Here is a 14,124-nt window from a genome sequence, read left to right as displayed (position 1 = left end):
CGGCCACGGCCCCGTACCCCTTCCTTGACCCTCCCCTTGCCCAGGTGCTCTCGCGTCCTGGCCTCGCACGCAGGACACTTGGCCATGACACCGGGTCACCGGAGCCCGGCAGCGCACGACTTCGCGACGCGGCACTCGGAGGAGAGACAGATGCGGGACGGCCATCGGGCGGAGGCCACCAGGCTGTTGGCGCGCGCCGTGGAGGAGGAGGCGCGGCGGTCGGGCGGCCGGACGGACTCCGCCGTGCTGATGGCCCGGGCGACCGCCGCCCTCGACACCATCGCGGCGGGGGCGCGCGAGGAGTACGCCGCGTACACCCAGGCGCTCGATGCCACGGCCGCCGGGGAGCGGCCGCTGTCGGAGCGGTTCACCAAGGAGGCCCTGGGAACTCCCTTGCTTGTCACGGGTGTTGCCGCCGTCGCCGCGTTCGGGGCGGACCTGGCGCTCGGGACCACCACCGGGCCGGCCCTGGGCGCGGGGGCGGTCGTCGCGGTGGCCGGGGCCGCGACGACCGTGGCGAAGGTGACCGCCTCGCACTGGCCCGCCGCCCACCGCCGGGCCGCCGCGGCCGGACAGCCGGGCGGGGCCGAGCAGTTGAGGCTCCAGTGGCTGACCGCGCTGGAGGTACGGGGCATCCGCCCGTATCTGGACCAGCAGCGGATGCTCACCCCCACCGCGCGCACGTCCCAGCGGAAGAAGCCGCCCGTGGTGCGGCAGTTGCGCGGCGGCGACCGCAGTGCGGCGGCCCGCACACGCGTCGTGCTGGAGCAGTCCTTCGGGCAACTTCCGCAGGCCGAGGGGGTGTTCGCCGGGCGCCGGGCCGAGCTGGCGCAGATCGCCCAGTGGGTGCACGCCTCCCGCGCCGCCACCCGGACCCTGCCCGTCGTCGTCGTGCTGCACGGCGAGCCGGGCTCGGGGCGCACCACGCTCGCGGTACGGGCGGCGCATGCGCTCAAAGACCAGTTCCGGGGCGCCTGCGTGGTCGACCTGCGGGGGCAGGTGGCCGGGGAGAGCCCGCTGCCGACGCGGGACGCGCTGCTGCACCTCCTCAACCGGCTGGGCGCCCCGCGCGAACAGCTCCTCTTCCGGGACGGGACGACCCCCGGCACCCCCGGTGGTCCCGGCACCCACGGTGGCCCCCGTGCCCAGGGCTCTCCCGGCGGTACGCGGCCGGCGCCGCCCGGGAAGGCCGCCGCCGAGCAGCACGTACGGCGGCTCGGCGAGCTGTACCACCAGCACCTCACCGGCACCCCCGTCACCATCGTGCTCGACGACGCGACCGACGCCGAGCAGGTCCGCACCCTGATCCCGGAGCGCTCGGACAGCCTGGTCATCGTCACCGCCCGGGAGCCGCTGGAGCTGCCGGAGGACGTCCCCGCCCGGGTCCACCACCTGCCCGTCGGCCCGCTGGACGCGGGGGGCGCCGAGGAGCTGCTGCGGGAGGTGGCCGGGAGCGAGGAGGCGGGGCCGTACGACTATCCGGCCACCGACGCCGTCGTGGAGCTGTGCGGCGGGCTGCCCCTGGCGCTGCGGGTGGCCGCGTCCGCGCTCGGGGCCCGTACGCGCAGTGCGCTGGCGGAGGACCTGCGGGCGTACGGCCCGCTCTCCCCCGTGGAGCGGGCCCTGTGGCTGCGCTACACCGACCAGCACGAGACCGCCCGCCGGCTGCTGCGGCGGCTCGCCCTGGCGGGCCGGGCCAGCCTCGGTGCGGCGGCAGCGGCGGCGCTCCTGGCCGCCGACGAGCGGGAGGCCGGGCGGCGGCTGACCGAGCTGACCCGGGCCGGGCTGCTCACCCACGTACGCGGATCGCGCTACCGGCTCCACGACCTCGTCCGCGGCTTCGCCCTGGCCCGGCTGCTCGACGAGGAGGATCCGGCCGAGCGGGCGGCGGCCCACGAGCGGCTGCTGACCGGCTACGCCGAGCTGGCCAACGCCGTGATCCGCATGGTCGACGGGAAGATGTCCACCCGGGCCGGACAGTTCGGGGCGCACGGCTTCGGCTCGCTGGACTCGGCGCTGCGCTGGCTGGACGACGAGTCGAGCTTCATCACCTCCGCGCTGCGCCACAGCGAGGGCGTCGACCAGTCCACGGTCCTGAACCTGCTGGGCGCGCTCTGCGACTACTGCCTGCTGCGCGGCGACCTCTACCGACTGGGCGAGATCAGCGAGCTGACCCAGTCCGTCGACCAGGGGCTGATGGAGCGGTCGGTGCAGTGGCGTACGGGGATCGCGGCCCGGCAGCTCGGTGAGCTGGACAAGGCCCGCACCACGCTCTCCTCGGTGGTCGGCCTCTACCGGGAGGCGCACAACGACGCGGGCGCCGCCCTGGCGCTCTGCTCGCTCGGCATCACCCTGCACCACCAGGGCAACCTGCGGGAGGCCGCCGCCCGGCTCGGTGAGGCGCTGGACCTCCAGGCCTCCCCGGAGCAGGCCGAGGACCGGGCCTGGACCCTGCACGCGCTGGCGGCCGTCGAACGCGACCGGGGCAACCTGGCCCGTGCCCTGACCCTGCTGGACACCGCGCTGGCCCTGCACCGGGAGGGCGAGTCGCTGCACGGGGAGGCGTGGACACGCTTCCAGCTCGGCCAGGTCCGGCTGCGCACCGGCGAGGTCGCCGCGGCCGAGGAGTCCCTGTCCACCGCCCTGGAGCTGTACGGCCGCACCCGGGACAGCCGCGGCGAGGCCTGGGCCATCACCCAGCTCGCCCGCGCCCGGCTGCTGGACGGCGACCCGGGCCCGGCCCTGGAGCAGCTCCGCGACGCGCTGGCCCGCCACCGGGACAACGAGGACGCGCGCGGCGAGGCCTGGACGCTGTACTACCTGGGCCAGGCGCTGGAGGAGGACGGTGATGCCGTCGAGGCCGTACGGGAGCTGGAGCGGGCCCGGACGATGTTCTCCCGGATGCGGGACGTGTACGGGCTCGCCTGCGCCCGCCACCACTCGGGCCGGGTCACCCGCGACCAGCGGGCCGCGCAGACGGGGAACCTGCGGAACTCCGGCTTCGCCCGCCAGCTCCTGACGGACGCGCGCGCCGACTTCCGGCGGATCGGGGTGGCGCACGGCGAGGCGTGGGCCTGCCTGGAGCTGGCCCTGATCGACGCGGGCAACGGCCGGGCGGCCCAGGCGCTCACGCTCTGCGGCGAGGCGGCGGAGCTGTTCGCCTCGTACGGGGACGAGCGCGGGCGCGACTGGGCCCGGTTCCTGCGGTGCACGCTGCTGCCGTACGCCTCGCCGGGCGGCAGCGAGGTGGGCACGGTGGTGGCGCAGCAGGAGCTGGCCGAGCTGGCCGCCGGGCACCACCCGGCCCGGGACAGCAGGCTGGAGCGGTGCGCGGAGGCGCTGGCGGTGGTCCTGCAGCGGGGCGTGGACCTGGAGGACGGCTGGCAGGCGTGGCGGCTCGGCCTGATCCCGACCCGCCACTCCCGCGAGGTACTGGGCGTCCCGGTGGAAGGCGCGCCCGGCGAACCCGGCCCGTCCGGCGTCTGAGGACGGAAGCCCGCGCCCCCGGGGCCCCGGACTACTTCCCGGCCGGAGCCCCCGGGGTGCCCTCGGCGGCCGAGGCCGCCCCCGTCTCCGGGGCCTCCTCGAAGTTCACCCGCCCCATGTGCCGGTTCATCGACTTCATCAGCAGCCACACGCCGACGGCGAGGGCCGCGAAGACGAGGAAGCCGAGGACACCGGGGGTGACCTTGTTCTTGTCCAGCTCGGCGGCGAGCGGGACGACGTGTGTCAGTGCCTGGGTCGCGTACATATCAGGCATTGTCGCGGATGCCCGCGAAGAGGTCGCTCTCGGGGAGGGAGGTATCGACGAGAGACTTCGCCAGCTCGTACTCCTCGGTGGGCCAGACCTCCCGCTGGATCTCCATCGGGACGCGGAACCAGCCGCCCTCCGGGTCGATCTGCGTGGCGTGCGCGATCAGCGCCTTGTCACGGATCTCGAAGAACTCGTCGCAGGGGACGTGGGTGGTCAGCGTGCGCTCGACCCGCTCGAACTCCTTCCACCGCTCCAGCCACTCCCCGTACGGCGACTCCAGGCCGCGGGCGAGCAGCGCCTCGTGCAGGGCGACGGTGCGCGGCCGGTTGAAGCCCTGGTTGTAGTAGAGCTTCCGCGGGGTCCAGACCGGGCCGAACTCCTCCTCGGGGAAGGCCTCGGCGTCGGCCGCGCCGTCGAACGCGATCATCGAGATCGTGTGCGTCATGATGTGGTCGGGGTGCGGGTAGCCGCCGTTCTCGTCGTACGTGGTGATGACCTGCGGACGGAACGCCCGGATCTTCGCCACCAGCCGCCCGGCCGCCAGCCGCGGGTCCTCCAGGGCGAAGCAGCCCTCGGGCAGCGGGGGCAGCGGGTCGCCCTCGGGGAGTCCGGAGTCGACGAAGCCCAGCCACTCCTGCTGGACGCCCAGGATCTCCCGGGCCTCGTCCATCTCCTTCTTGCGCACCTCGTGGATGTTCTTCTCGATGTACGCGTCGCCCTGGAGCTTCGGGTTGAGGATGGAGCCGCGCTCGCCCCCCGTGCAGGTCACGACCAGCACGTCCACCCCCTCGGACACGTACTTGGCCATGGTGGCCGCGCCCTTGCTCGACTCGTCGTCGGGGTGGGCGTGAACGGCCATCAGTCGCAGCTGCTCAGTCAAAGCTCGATCCTCGGTTGTCGTTGATCCTGTTGTGATCGGGTGGGTGGTGTCGGGGCGCGGTCGGATGACGAACGGGCGACTTCTATAGTGACCGAACGAGGCGGGGGAAAATTCCTCGTTTTTCTTTTGCCCGGAAGGAACGATCATGACGGCGGCGCGCGAGGCCACGCCCCAGGGGCGCTACGGCAGGACGGACGAGCAGCGGACCGACCGTACGCTGAAGATCGTCGGTTCGGTCCTGGGCGTCGGGCTGCTCGCCGTGATCGGGTGGATCGGCTACGGCTACATCGTCGGCAAGGGCGTCAGCGCCGAGCTGATCAAGTTCGAGATCGTCTCCGACGTCCGCACCGACGCCCATCTGGAGGTGCGCAAGGACGACGGGACCGTCGGCTTCTGCACCGTACGGGCGCTGAGCAAGGACGGCAGCGAGGTCGGCCGCAAGGAGACCCGCTTCGAGGCGGGCTCCGACCGGATCGACGAGCTGGTGGTGATGCGGACCCGGGCCCGGGCCACCGCGGTCGAGCTGACCGGCTGCACGGCCGGCGACTCCCCCGCCGGCTGACCGATCCGCTCGTCCCGTCCGCGTCCGCACCCCCGGTGACCTGCCGCTTCCCCCGGGCAGCCCGGTCCACCCGGACGTGTGACGGTTTACCTTCTCCCCCTTTTCCTGGGGAATTGTTAGGCTCGTGGTTTCGCCCACCCGAAGAAGCACATGCTTCCGGGTAGGGCGATCGTTTGTATTCCCAGCACCGACGAGGAGCACCTGTGACCCAGACCAGCGAAAACGTCACCTGGCTCACGCAGGAGGCGTACAACCAGCTCAAGGCCGAGCTGGAGTACCTGTCTGGTCCCGCGCGCACGGAGATCGCCGTCAAGATCGCGGCGGCCCGTGAGGAGGGTGACCTCCGGGAGAACGGCGGGTACCACGCGGCCAAGGAGGAGCAGGGCAAGATGGAGCTGCGCGTACGCCAGCTCACCCAGCTCCTGGAGCACGCCAAGGTCGGCGAGGCGCCGGCCGACGACGGTGTGGTCGAGCCCGGCATGGTCGTGACCATCGCCTTCGACGGCGACGAGGACGACACGACGACCTTCCTGCTCGCCTCCCGCGAGTACGCCAGCGGAGACATCGAGACGTACTCCCCGCAGTCCCCGCTGGGTATCGGCGTGAACGGCAAGCGGACCGGTGACGAGGCCCAGTACGAGCTGCCGAACGGCAAGACCGCCACGGTGAAGATCCTGGCGGCGAAGCCGTACACGGGCTGACGCCCCGCTCGGCCGCACCACGGCACACCCGACGCGGGTGTCCCGGCCCCTTCCGGAGGGGTCCGGGACACCCGCGTCGTCGTGTTCGGGTGCCGTACGGAGGCGTACGGGACGGTCAGCGGCTGGACCGCCGGTACTTGCGGACCGCGAGCGTCCGGAAGACCACGATGATCAGCACGGACCAGAGCAGCGAGGCCCAGACGGGGTGCTGCATGGGCCAGGCCGGGGAGTCCACCACGCCCGGGTTGCCGAACAGCTCGCGGCAGGCCTGGACGGTGGCGCTGAAGGGGTTCCAGTCGGCGACGTGGCGCAGCCAGGGCGTCATCTGGCTGGAGTCGACGAACGCGTTCGAGATGAACGTGACCGGGAAGAGCCAGATGATCCCGCCCGAGGTCGCCGCCTCCGGGGTGCGGACCGACAGCCCGATCAGGGCGCCGATCCAGGTGAAGGCGTACCCCAGCAGGAGCAGCAGCCCGAAGGCGGCCAGTACCCGTCCGGCGTTGGTCGGCTCGGCGGAGCCGGTGCGCCAGCCGACGATCAGCGCGACGACCGCCAGGACGAGCAGGGTGATGCAGGTCTGGGCGAGGTCCGCGACGGTCCGGCCGGTGAGCACCGCGCCGCGGGCCATCGGGAGCGACCGGAAGCGGTCGACCAGGCCCTTCTGCATGTCGTCCGCGATGCCCGCCGCCGACCCCGCCGTGGCGAAGGTGACGGTCTGGGCGAAGATGCCGGCCATCAGGAAGTTCTTGTAGACGTCGGGGTCGGTGGTGCCGCCGATGTTCATCGAGCCGCCGAACACGTAGGTGAACAGCACGACGAACATGACCGGCTGGATGACCCCGAAGAGCAGCATCTCGGGGATCCGGGACATCCGGATCAGGTTCCGCTTGGCGACGACCAGCGAGTCCCGGAACGACTGCACGACCCCGCCGGCCGGCCGGGGTGCCAGGACGGGCGCGTCCTTGGTGGTGACGCTCACGGGGTCTCCTCCTTGTCGTCGCTCTCTTCCGCTTCGGCCGCGTGGCCGGTCAGTGAGAGGAAGACGTCGTCCAGGGTCGGGCGGCGCAGGGCGATGTCGTCGATCTCGATGCCCCGGGCGTCCAGGTCGCGGATGATCTCGGCGAGCAGCTTGGCCCCGCCGCTCACCGGGACGGTCAGCTTGCGGGAGAGCTGGACGACGGTGACCTCGCCCTTGCCCAGGGAGGCCAGCACCGAGCGGGCGGGCTCGATCTCGTCCGGGCGGTGCACCACGACCTCGACGCGCTCGCCGCCGGTGCGGGCCTTCAGCTCGTCGGAGGTGCCGCGGGCGATGACCCTGCCGTGGTCGATGACGCAGATGTCGTTGGCGAGGCGGTCGGCCTCCTCCAGATACTGCGTGGTCAGCAGCAGCGTCGTGCCGCCGGCCACCAGGTCCTCGATGACGTCCCACAGCTGCTGCCGGTTGCGCGGGTCGAGGCCGGTCGTCGGCTCGTCCATGAACATCACGGGCGGCGAGACGACCAGGGCGGCGGCGAGGTCGAGCCGGCGGCGCATACCGCCGGAGTACGTCTTGGCCGTACGGTCGGCGGCCTCCGCGAGGTTGAACCGCTCCAGCAGCTCGCCCGCCCGGGCCTTCGCCGCGCGGGAGCTCATCTGGTAGAGCTGGCCGACCATCTGGAGGTTCTCGCGCCCGGTCAGATACTCGTCGACGGCGGCGAACTGGCCGGAGAGCCCGATCGAGCGGCGTACGTCGTTCGGCTTCCTCAGCACGTCGATCCCGGCCACGGACGCGCTGCCGCTGTCGGGGCGGAGCAGGGTGGTGAGGACCCGTACGGCGGTGGTCTTGCCCGCGCCGTTGGGCCCGAGCAGCCCGAGGACGGTGCCCTCGGGCACATCGAGGTCGACTCCGTCCAGGGCTCGTACGTCACCGAAGGTCTTGACCAGGCCTTCGGCATGGATGGCACCTGGCATAGAGGGACTCCCCCGTCGCTCGCTCGCGGTACATGTATCGGCACGTCGTCCGGTACGGCGTCCCGTGAGCGCATCCTAGGATTCGGGGGGCCGCATCGCGCGGTGAATAACGCGTTTCGGCCATCCGGCGGGAATCGGACGGTCAGCCGATGACCCGGTACCCCTCCGCGCGCAGCGCCGCCTCGACCTCCTCGCAGTGGCGGGGGCCCTTGGTCTCCAGGTGGAGGTCGACCTCCACCTCGGTGAGCCCGAGGCGCGGGTCGGTGCGCACATGACTGATGTCGAGCACGTTGGCGTCGGCCACGGTCAGCGCGGCCAGCAGGGTGGCCAGCGCCCCCGGCCGGTCGGTGAGCCGCAGCCGCAGGCTCAGGTAGCGCCCGGCGGCGGACATCCCGTGGCGCAGGACGCGCTGGAGCAGCAGCGGGTCCACGTTGCCGCCGGAGAGCACCGCCACCACCGGCCCCCGGAACGCCTTCGGGTCGCTCAGCAGCGCGGCCACCGGGCTGGCCCCGGCCGGCTCCACCACCAGCTTGGCCCGCTCCAGGCAGAGCAGCAGCGCGCTGGAGAGCTCGTCCTCGGAGACCGTACGGACCTCGTCGACCAGTTCCCCGATCACCGTGAACGGGACGTCCCCGGGGCGCCCCACCTTGATCCCGTCCGCCATCGTGACCGGGTCGTCGAGGGAGACCGGGTGCCCGGCGGCGAGCGAGGGCGGGTAGGCGGCGGCGCCCTCGGCCTGGACGCCGACGATCCGGACGTCCGGGCGCAGCGCCTTCACCGCGACGGCGATCCCGGCCGCGAGCCCTCCGCCGCCGATCCCGACGACGATGGTGCGGACCTCCGGGCACTGCTCCAGGATCTCCAGCCCCACCGTGCCCTGGCCCGCGATGATGTCGGGGTGGTCGAAGGGGTGGATGAAGACCGCGCCGGTGCGGGCCGCGTACTCCTGGGCGGCGGCCAGGGTCTCGTCGACGACCTGCCCGTGCAGCCGGACCTCCGCCCCGTACTCCTGCGTGGCGGCGACCTTGGGCAGCGGCGCCCCGACGGGCATGAAGACGGTGGAGCGGACACCGAGGAGCGAGGAGGCGAGCGCGACGCCCTGGGCGTGGTTCCCGGCGCTGGCGGCGACGACCCCGGCGGCCCGCTCCACCGGGGTGAGGCCGGAGATGCGGACGTAGGCGCCGCGCAGTTTGAAGGAGCCGGTGCGCTGGAGGTTCTCGCACTTGAGGTGGACGGGGGCGCCGACCAGCTCGGTCAGATGCCGGCTGCCCTCCAGAGCGGTCGCTCTGGCCACGCCGGACAGCATTTTCTGCGCGCCCCGGACGTCGTCGAGGATCAGGGCCGGGTGTCGGGCGGTCGCGCGGAACATCATGGTCGCAAGTCTCGCAGCTCGCGGCGGTCCCGGCAGACCTGTCCCACGGCGGCCTGCGGTGGTGTCCACGGGTTTGGGCTGCACTGGTACGCGTTGCCCCGGGGCCGCGTACTCTGTCCCCCACTCCATCCGACACCGTATGAAGAGAGCCCCCGGCCATGCCCCCTCAGGACATGACGACTGCTGCGTCTCCTTCCGGGGGCGCCGTCCCCGAACACCCGGGTCCCGACCGCCTCCTGGACTCCCTCCAGCACCAGGTGGCCGTCTTCGCCCGCCGCGCCGAGCAGACCCGCCTCGGCGGTGTCGGCCAGGTCCGCAACTCGATGGACCGGGCGGCCTACCTGCTGCTGAACCGCCTGGACCAGGAAGGCCCGATGGGGGTCAAGGCGCTGGCGGCCGGGATGGGGATCGACTCCTCGACGGTGACCCGGCAGGTGGCCCCGCTCGTCGACACCGGGCTGGTCAAGCGCACCTCGCACCCGGAGGACGGCCGGGCGGTCGTGCTCCAGCTCTCCCCGCGCGGCCAGGCCCGCCTGGAGGAGGTCCGCGCCTCGCGGCGCGAGCTGATGTCGCAGGTCACGGACGGCTGGACGCAGGAGGAGCGGGACACCTTCTGCACGCTGCTCACCCGGTTCAACGCCTCGCTGGCGGCCCGGCAGGCCGCGTACCAGCCGCAGAACGACTGACCCGGCTCCGCCCTCACATCGGCCCCTGCCCCGGAAACGCGGCAGGGGCCTTGCCGTACGCTTCGACAAGAGTTGCCTGATGGACACTTTTTAGAGCTAAGGGGCGGGACGTGGCGAAGCAGGAGAATCCGAAGGGTCCGGTGGCCCTGCTCTCCACCGACCGCGAGCGGGTGACGGCCGAGTGGGTCGACGGGGTCGCCGCGACCCTCCAGGGCCGCATCAGCAAGGCGGAGCTGGACCGCGAGCTGAGGGAACTGTACGACGCCCTCGTCGACGGGCTGCGGTCGGGCGACGGGAGCACCCGGGGCGAGGGCCTCTCCGAGGTGCGGGCGCTGCTGACGGAGCTGTCGCGCAACCGGGCCCGACAGGGGTTCACCCCCAGCGAGACGGCGATCAGCGTGATGGCGCTGAAGCAGGCCCTGGAGCCCGCGCTGCGCAACGGCTCGGCGGGGGACACCACGGCGTACCTGGAGCTGGCCGCCGTCCTGGACGATCTGGCTCTGTTCACCATCGAGGCCTACACCCGCACCCGCGAGGAGATCATCAGCTCGCAGGCGGCCCAGCTGATGGAGCTGTCGACCCCCGTGGTCAAGCTGTGGAACGGGGTCATCGCCGTACCTCTGGTGGGCACCCTGGACTCGGCGCGCACCCAGGTGGTCATGGAGAAGCTCCTCCAGGCGCTGGTGGACACGGGCTCCGAGCAGGCCATCATCGACATCACCGGCGTGCCCGCCGTGGACACCCAGGTCGCCCAGCACCTGCTCAAGACCATCGTCGCGGCCCGGCTCATGGGCGCGGAGTGCACGGTCTCCGGAATCCGCCCGCAGATCGCGCAGACCATCGTGGCCCTGGGCATCGAGTTCGGTGACATCGTCACCAAGGCCACCCTCGCCGACGCGCTCCAGCACGCCCTGGAGAAGTCCGGGGTCGACCTCGTGGCGGACCGGGGGGCCGGGCGATGACCGAACGGGTTCCGGTCCTGCGGATCGGGGACATCCTCCTGGTCTCGATCCAGGTGGACCTGGAGGACCAGACGGTGCTGGACCTCCAGGAGGATCTGGCCGAGCAGATCGTCGCCAAGTCGGCCCGCGGGGTCGTCATCGACATCACGGCGGTCGAGATCGTCGACTCCTTCGTCGGCCGGATGCTGGCCACGATCGCGTCGATCTCCCGCCTGCTCGACGCCGAGACCGTCGTCGTGGGCATGCGTCCCGCCGTGGCGATCACCCTGGTGGAACTGGGACTCTCCCTGGGCGGGGTGCGTACGGCTCTCGATCTGGAGAAGGGGCTCGCGCTGCTGCGCCGGTCTGCCACCGGCGCGGATCTGCCATGACCGTCCCCTGGACGGCGAAGTCACCGCCGCAGACGCAGCCGATCACGCACAACGACGACGTCGTCCGCTCCCGCCAGCAGGCCCGCACCTACGCGCAGGCGTGCGGGCTCTCCCTGGTCGAGCAGACGAAGTTCATCACCGCCGCCAGCGAACTCGCCCGCAACACGCTGGTCTACGGCGGCGGCGGCGAGATGCGGGCCGGCCAGGTCGAGCGGCACGGACGGCGCGGAGTCGCGGCCGTATTCGAGGACTCCGGCCCCGGCATACCCGACACCGAGCTGGCCCTCACCGACGGCTGGACGTCGGGCGGCGGGCTGGGGCTCGGCCTCAGCGGAGCGCGCCGGCTGGTCGACGAGTTCTTCCTCGACACCGAGGTGGACCGCGGCACCACCGTCACGATCATCAAGTGGGCGCGATGAGCACGTGGACCACGGTCGACTGCGAGGACGTCGAATGGTTCCGCGACGCCGTCGAGATGCCGTCCGCCGCCCGGGGCGCGGCCGCCACCCTGGCCCGCCGTATCGGTCTGGACGGCTACCGGGCCTCCGAGGTGGCCCTGGCGGTCACCGAGGCCGCCACCAACCTCCGGCACCACACCCAGGACGGCGCGCTGCTGCTGCGTGTCCTGCGCACGCCGGAGCAGGCGGGTGTCGAGTTCGTCACCGTGGACACCGGCCCCGGCATGGCCGACGTGCCGGCGGCCCTGTCGGACGGCGCCTCCTCCACGGGCACGCTGGGCATCGGGCTGGGAGCGGTGTCCCGCCTCGCCGACGCCTTCGACATCCACTCGCTGCCGGGGCGGGGCACCGTCATGGCCGCGCAGTTCTGGGCGCGCGAGGCGGGCGACGCGCCCACCGGAGGGGTGAGGCCGGTCGCCTCCGGGCTGACCCGGCCCATCAGCGGGGAGAGCCGCTGCGGGGACGCCTGGGCGGTACGCCTCGACGAGGGCGGTGAGGCTGGCGCCCGGACGCCGGGCAGCGGCTCCGCGCCGTCCGCCGGGCCGGCGATCCTGGTCATGCTCTGCGACGGGCTGGGCCACGGGCCACTCGCCGCGCTCGCCGCCGAGGCCGCGGTGACGGCGTTCCGGCGCAGCACGGCCCGCCTCCCGGAGGGGCTGCTGAGGGACATCCACACAGCGCTGCGGGGCTCCCGGGGCGGGGCCGTCGCGGTGGCGCGGATCGAGCCGGGCGCCGGGCGGCTCCTCTACTGCGGGATCGGCAACGTCAACGGGGTCCTGCTGGGGCCCGGGACGCGCAACGGACTCCTCTCGGCGCCCGGCATCGTCGGGCAGCAGATGAGGGCGCTGCGCACGTTCGAGGTGCCGCTGAGGCCGGAGAGCGCCCTGATCATGCACTCCGACGGGCTGACCGACCGGTGGAAGGCCGACGACCTGCCGGGGCTGCTCCGGCACACCCCGGCCGTGCTCGCCGGCCAGTTGCTGCGGGAGGCCGGCGTACGCCGCGACGACGCCGGGATCGTGGTCGTCAAGGGGGCCTGGTGAGCGGCGGCACGGTGGACCCTCCCGTCCTGGCCGCGTACGAGCTGACCACGGCACAGGACGTCTTCGCCCTGCGCCGCACCGGTCAGAGCACGGCGGCGGCCCTGGGCATGGAACGCCAGGACCAGGTGCGGATCGCCACCGCGCTGAGCGAACTGGGCCGCGACCGGCTCGGCTGCCCCGGGCTGACCGTGACCTTCGCCCTGCCACCGGGGCCGGAGCCGGTGCTCTCGGTCGTCCTGGAGTGGGCGGCCGACAGCGGCCCGGCCCCCGATCTGGACCCGGCGGCCCGACTCCTGCACCGCGTCCGCCACGACCGCGGCCCCGACGGCGGCCGGGAGCGGATCGTCGCCGAGCATCCGCTGCCCGCGAGCTGGGCGGACGGCCCCGACGCCCGCCACCGGGTGCGGGAGGCGCTCGGCGTCCCCGCCTCGCCGACCCTCGCCGAGGAACTGCGCTCCCAGACCCGCGACCTGATCGCCGCCCTGGAGGAGACCCGGGCCCAGGGCGAGGAGCTGCGTCGGCTCAACGAGGAGCTGGAAGAGACCAATCGAGGGGTCCTCGCCCTCTACACCGAGCTGTCGCGGGAGCTGGAGGAGACCAACAGCGGAGTCGTGGCCCTCCACGCCGAACTGGAGGAGAAGTCGGCGCGGCTGCGGGAGTCCAGCGAAGCCAAGACCCGCTTCTGGCGGAACATCAGCCACGAACTGCGCACCCCGGTGAACGCGGTGGTGGCCCTGACCCGGCTGCTCCTGGCACCCGGCTCCGGTCCGCTCACCGACGAGCAGCGGCGGCAGCTCTCCCTCATCGACTCCTCGGGTCAGTCCCTGCTGTCGCTGGTCAACGACCTGCTGGACGTGGCCAAGGCGGAGGCGGGGCAACTGGAGGTCGCCACCGCGCCGACCGACCTGCGGGCCCTGCTGGCCCAGCTGGGCGCGGTGATGCGGAACACGGGAACCGCCGAGGTGGCCCTGGTGATGCCCGAGGCCTCGGCCCTGCCGGTGGCGGTCACCGACGAGGCGCTGTTGGGCCGGATCCTGCGCAACCTGCTCTCCAACGCCCTGAAGTTCACCGAGCGGGGCGAGGTGCGCCTGGAGTTCCGCGCGGACCCCCCGTGGATGAGCTTCGTCGTCACCGACACCGGCGTCGGCATCCCGGAGGACGAACTGCCCCGGGTCTTCGAGGAGTTCTACCAGGTCCGCGGCCCCCACCAACGGATCCACCGCGGCACCGGCCTCGGCCTCCCCTACGCCCTGACCCTCACCGAACTCCTCGGCGGCACGCTGCGGTTGTCGAGCACCCCGGAGGCGGGTACCCGGGTGGAAGTCCGGCTGCCCTTCGAGCCCGCGCCCCCGCCGCCCGACCGACCCGCCCCGGAGTGACCCGCG

The 14,124-nt window shown here is 72.9% G+C and carries 14 protein-coding genes; 9 read left to right on the top strand and 5 right to left on the bottom strand.

Translation table 11 applies throughout. The features are described from left to right. Positions 1–150 precede the first annotated feature (150 nt). Entirely contained in the window at positions 151–3,486 is a 3,336-nt protein-coding gene (locus ACQ9ZG_RS22065; RefSeq protein WP_499281138.1) for a tetratricopeptide repeat protein, read from the top strand. A 31-nt stretch (positions 3,487–3,517) separates the two neighbouring features. Here ACQ9ZG_RS22065 and ACQ9ZG_RS22060 read toward each other — a convergent pair whose 3' ends face one another. Together ACQ9ZG_RS22060 and mca are read right to left on the bottom strand one after the other, a co-directional pair. Next, positions 3,518–3,751 carry a hypothetical protein gene (locus ACQ9ZG_RS22060; protein ID WP_028419612.1) on the bottom strand — a complete coding sequence of 78 codons (234 nt, stop codon included), beginning with the start codon at positions 3,749–3,751 and terminating at the stop codon, positions 3,518–3,520. A gap of 1 nt (position 3,752) precedes the next feature. Further along, positions 3,753–4,634 (bottom strand): mycothiol conjugate amidase Mca, encoded by an 882-nt coding sequence (mca, locus tag ACQ9ZG_RS22055; protein WP_084992609.1) that lies wholly within the window; start codon positions 4,632–4,634, stop codon positions 3,753–3,755. 145 nt (positions 4,635–4,779) lie between these two features. Here mca and ACQ9ZG_RS22050 point away from each other — a divergent pair, with 145 nt between their 5' ends. Together ACQ9ZG_RS22050 and greA are read left to right on the top strand one after the other, a co-directional pair. Beyond that, on the top strand, positions 4,780–5,196 hold the full coding sequence (locus tag ACQ9ZG_RS22050; protein WP_109914603.1) for a DUF4307 domain-containing protein: 417 nt from the start codon (positions 4,780–4,782) through the stop codon (positions 5,194–5,196). A gap of 203 nt (positions 5,197–5,399) precedes the next feature. Continuing rightward, a complete protein-coding gene (gene greA, locus ACQ9ZG_RS22045; protein ID WP_018490078.1) occupies positions 5,400–5,897 on the top strand; it encodes a transcription elongation factor GreA in 498 nt (165 codons plus the stop codon). Between the two features lie 115 nt (positions 5,898–6,012). Here greA and ACQ9ZG_RS22040 read toward each other — a convergent pair whose 3' ends face one another. The 3 genes from ACQ9ZG_RS22040 to ilvA all read right to left on the bottom strand — a co-directional run bounded on the left by ACQ9ZG_RS22040 (position 6,013) and on the right by ilvA (position 9,219). After that, positions 6,013–6,876: an ABC transporter permease gene (locus ACQ9ZG_RS22040; RefSeq protein ID WP_028419609.1), complete on the bottom strand. Its 864-nt coding sequence runs from the start codon at positions 6,874–6,876 to the stop codon at positions 6,013–6,015. Further along, positions 6,873–7,847 carry an ATP-binding cassette domain-containing protein gene (locus tag ACQ9ZG_RS22035; RefSeq protein WP_109914604.1) on the bottom strand — a complete coding sequence of 325 codons (975 nt, stop codon included), beginning with the start codon at positions 7,845–7,847 and terminating at the stop codon, positions 6,873–6,875. Before ACQ9ZG_RS22035 ends, ACQ9ZG_RS22040 begins: the two co-directional genes overlap by 4 nt. Before the next feature lie 142 nt (positions 7,848–7,989). After that, entirely contained in the window at positions 7,990–9,219 is a 1,230-nt protein-coding gene (ilvA, locus tag ACQ9ZG_RS22030) for a threonine ammonia-lyase (protein WP_099221016.1), read from the bottom strand. Between the two features lie 158 nt (positions 9,220–9,377). Between ilvA and ACQ9ZG_RS22025 the strand changes: the two genes are divergently transcribed. The 6 genes from ACQ9ZG_RS22025 (at position 9,378) to ACQ9ZG_RS22000 (ending at position 14,118) form a co-directional block, all read left to right on the top strand. After that, the gene (locus tag ACQ9ZG_RS22025; RefSeq protein WP_084992613.1) at positions 9,378–9,905 is read left to right on the top strand and encodes a MarR family winged helix-turn-helix transcriptional regulator; all 528 of its coding nucleotides are present in this window, start codon (positions 9,378–9,380) and stop codon (positions 9,903–9,905) included. Positions 9,906–10,015: 110 nt separating this feature from the next. Further along, a complete protein-coding gene (locus ACQ9ZG_RS22020) occupies positions 10,016–10,867 on the top strand; it encodes an STAS domain-containing protein (RefSeq protein ID WP_028419605.1) in 852 nt (283 codons plus the stop codon). Beyond that, positions 10,864–11,238: an STAS domain-containing protein gene (locus ACQ9ZG_RS22015; RefSeq protein ID WP_028419604.1), complete on the top strand. Its 375-nt coding sequence runs from the start codon at positions 10,864–10,866 to the stop codon at positions 11,236–11,238. Before ACQ9ZG_RS22020 ends, ACQ9ZG_RS22015 begins: the two co-directional genes overlap by 4 nt. Next, entirely contained in the window at positions 11,235–11,657 is a 423-nt protein-coding gene (locus tag ACQ9ZG_RS22010; protein WP_109914605.1) for an ATP-binding protein, read from the top strand. The genes ACQ9ZG_RS22015 and ACQ9ZG_RS22010 overlap by 4 nt, the downstream gene beginning before the upstream one ends. Next, entirely contained in the window at positions 11,654–12,739 is a 1,086-nt protein-coding gene (locus tag ACQ9ZG_RS22005; RefSeq protein ID WP_063827930.1) for an ATP-binding SpoIIE family protein phosphatase, read from the top strand. Before ACQ9ZG_RS22010 ends, ACQ9ZG_RS22005 begins: the two co-directional genes overlap by 4 nt. Further along, on the top strand, positions 12,736–14,118 hold the full coding sequence (locus ACQ9ZG_RS22000) for a sensor histidine kinase (RefSeq protein WP_499281137.1): 1,383 nt from the start codon (positions 12,736–12,738) through the stop codon (positions 14,116–14,118). The genes ACQ9ZG_RS22005 and ACQ9ZG_RS22000 overlap by 4 nt, the downstream gene beginning before the upstream one ends. Positions 14,119–14,124 lie beyond the last annotated feature (6 nt).

It is taken from the genome of Streptomyces araujoniae (genome assembly GCF_050871195.1).
Lineage (GTDB): Bacteria > Actinomycetota > Actinomycetes > Streptomycetales > Streptomycetaceae > Streptomyces > Streptomyces bacillaris.
Note: the sequence above shows the minus strand (reverse complement) of the source record. Positions and strands in the feature narration are given on the sequence as shown.

What these genes read in the sequence shown, in the direction of transcription:
- ACQ9ZG_RS22005 (WP_063827930.1), top strand. Translation starts at nt 11,654, where the DNA reads ATGAGCACGTGGACCACGGTCGACTGCGAGGACGTCGAATGGTTCCGC.
- ACQ9ZG_RS22065 (WP_499281138.1), top strand. Translation starts at nt 151, where the DNA reads ATGCGGGACGGCCATCGGGCGGAGGCCACCAGGCTGTTGGCGCGCGCC.
- ACQ9ZG_RS22050 (WP_109914603.1), top strand. Translation starts at nt 4,780, where the DNA reads ATGACGGCGGCGCGCGAGGCCACGCCCCAGGGGCGCTACGGCAGGACG.
- ACQ9ZG_RS22035 (WP_109914604.1), bottom strand. Translation starts at nt 7,847, where the DNA reads ATGCCAGGTGCCATCCATGCCGAAGGCCTGGTCAAGACCTTCGGTGAC.
- ACQ9ZG_RS22015 (WP_028419604.1), top strand. Translation starts at nt 10,864, where the DNA reads ATGACCGAACGGGTTCCGGTCCTGCGGATCGGGGACATCCTCCTGGTC.
- ACQ9ZG_RS22010 (WP_109914605.1), top strand. Translation starts at nt 11,235, where the DNA reads ATGACCGTCCCCTGGACGGCGAAGTCACCGCCGCAGACGCAGCCGATC.
- ACQ9ZG_RS22025 (WP_084992613.1), top strand. Translation starts at nt 9,378, where the DNA reads ATGCCCCCTCAGGACATGACGACTGCTGCGTCTCCTTCCGGGGGCGCC.
- ACQ9ZG_RS22060 (WP_028419612.1), bottom strand. Translation starts at nt 3,751, where the DNA reads ATGTACGCGACCCAGGCACTGACACACGTCGTCCCGCTCGCCGCCGAG.
- ilvA (WP_099221016.1), bottom strand. Translation starts at nt 9,219, where the DNA reads ATGATGTTCCGCGCGACCGCCCGACACCCGGCCCTGATCCTCGACGAC.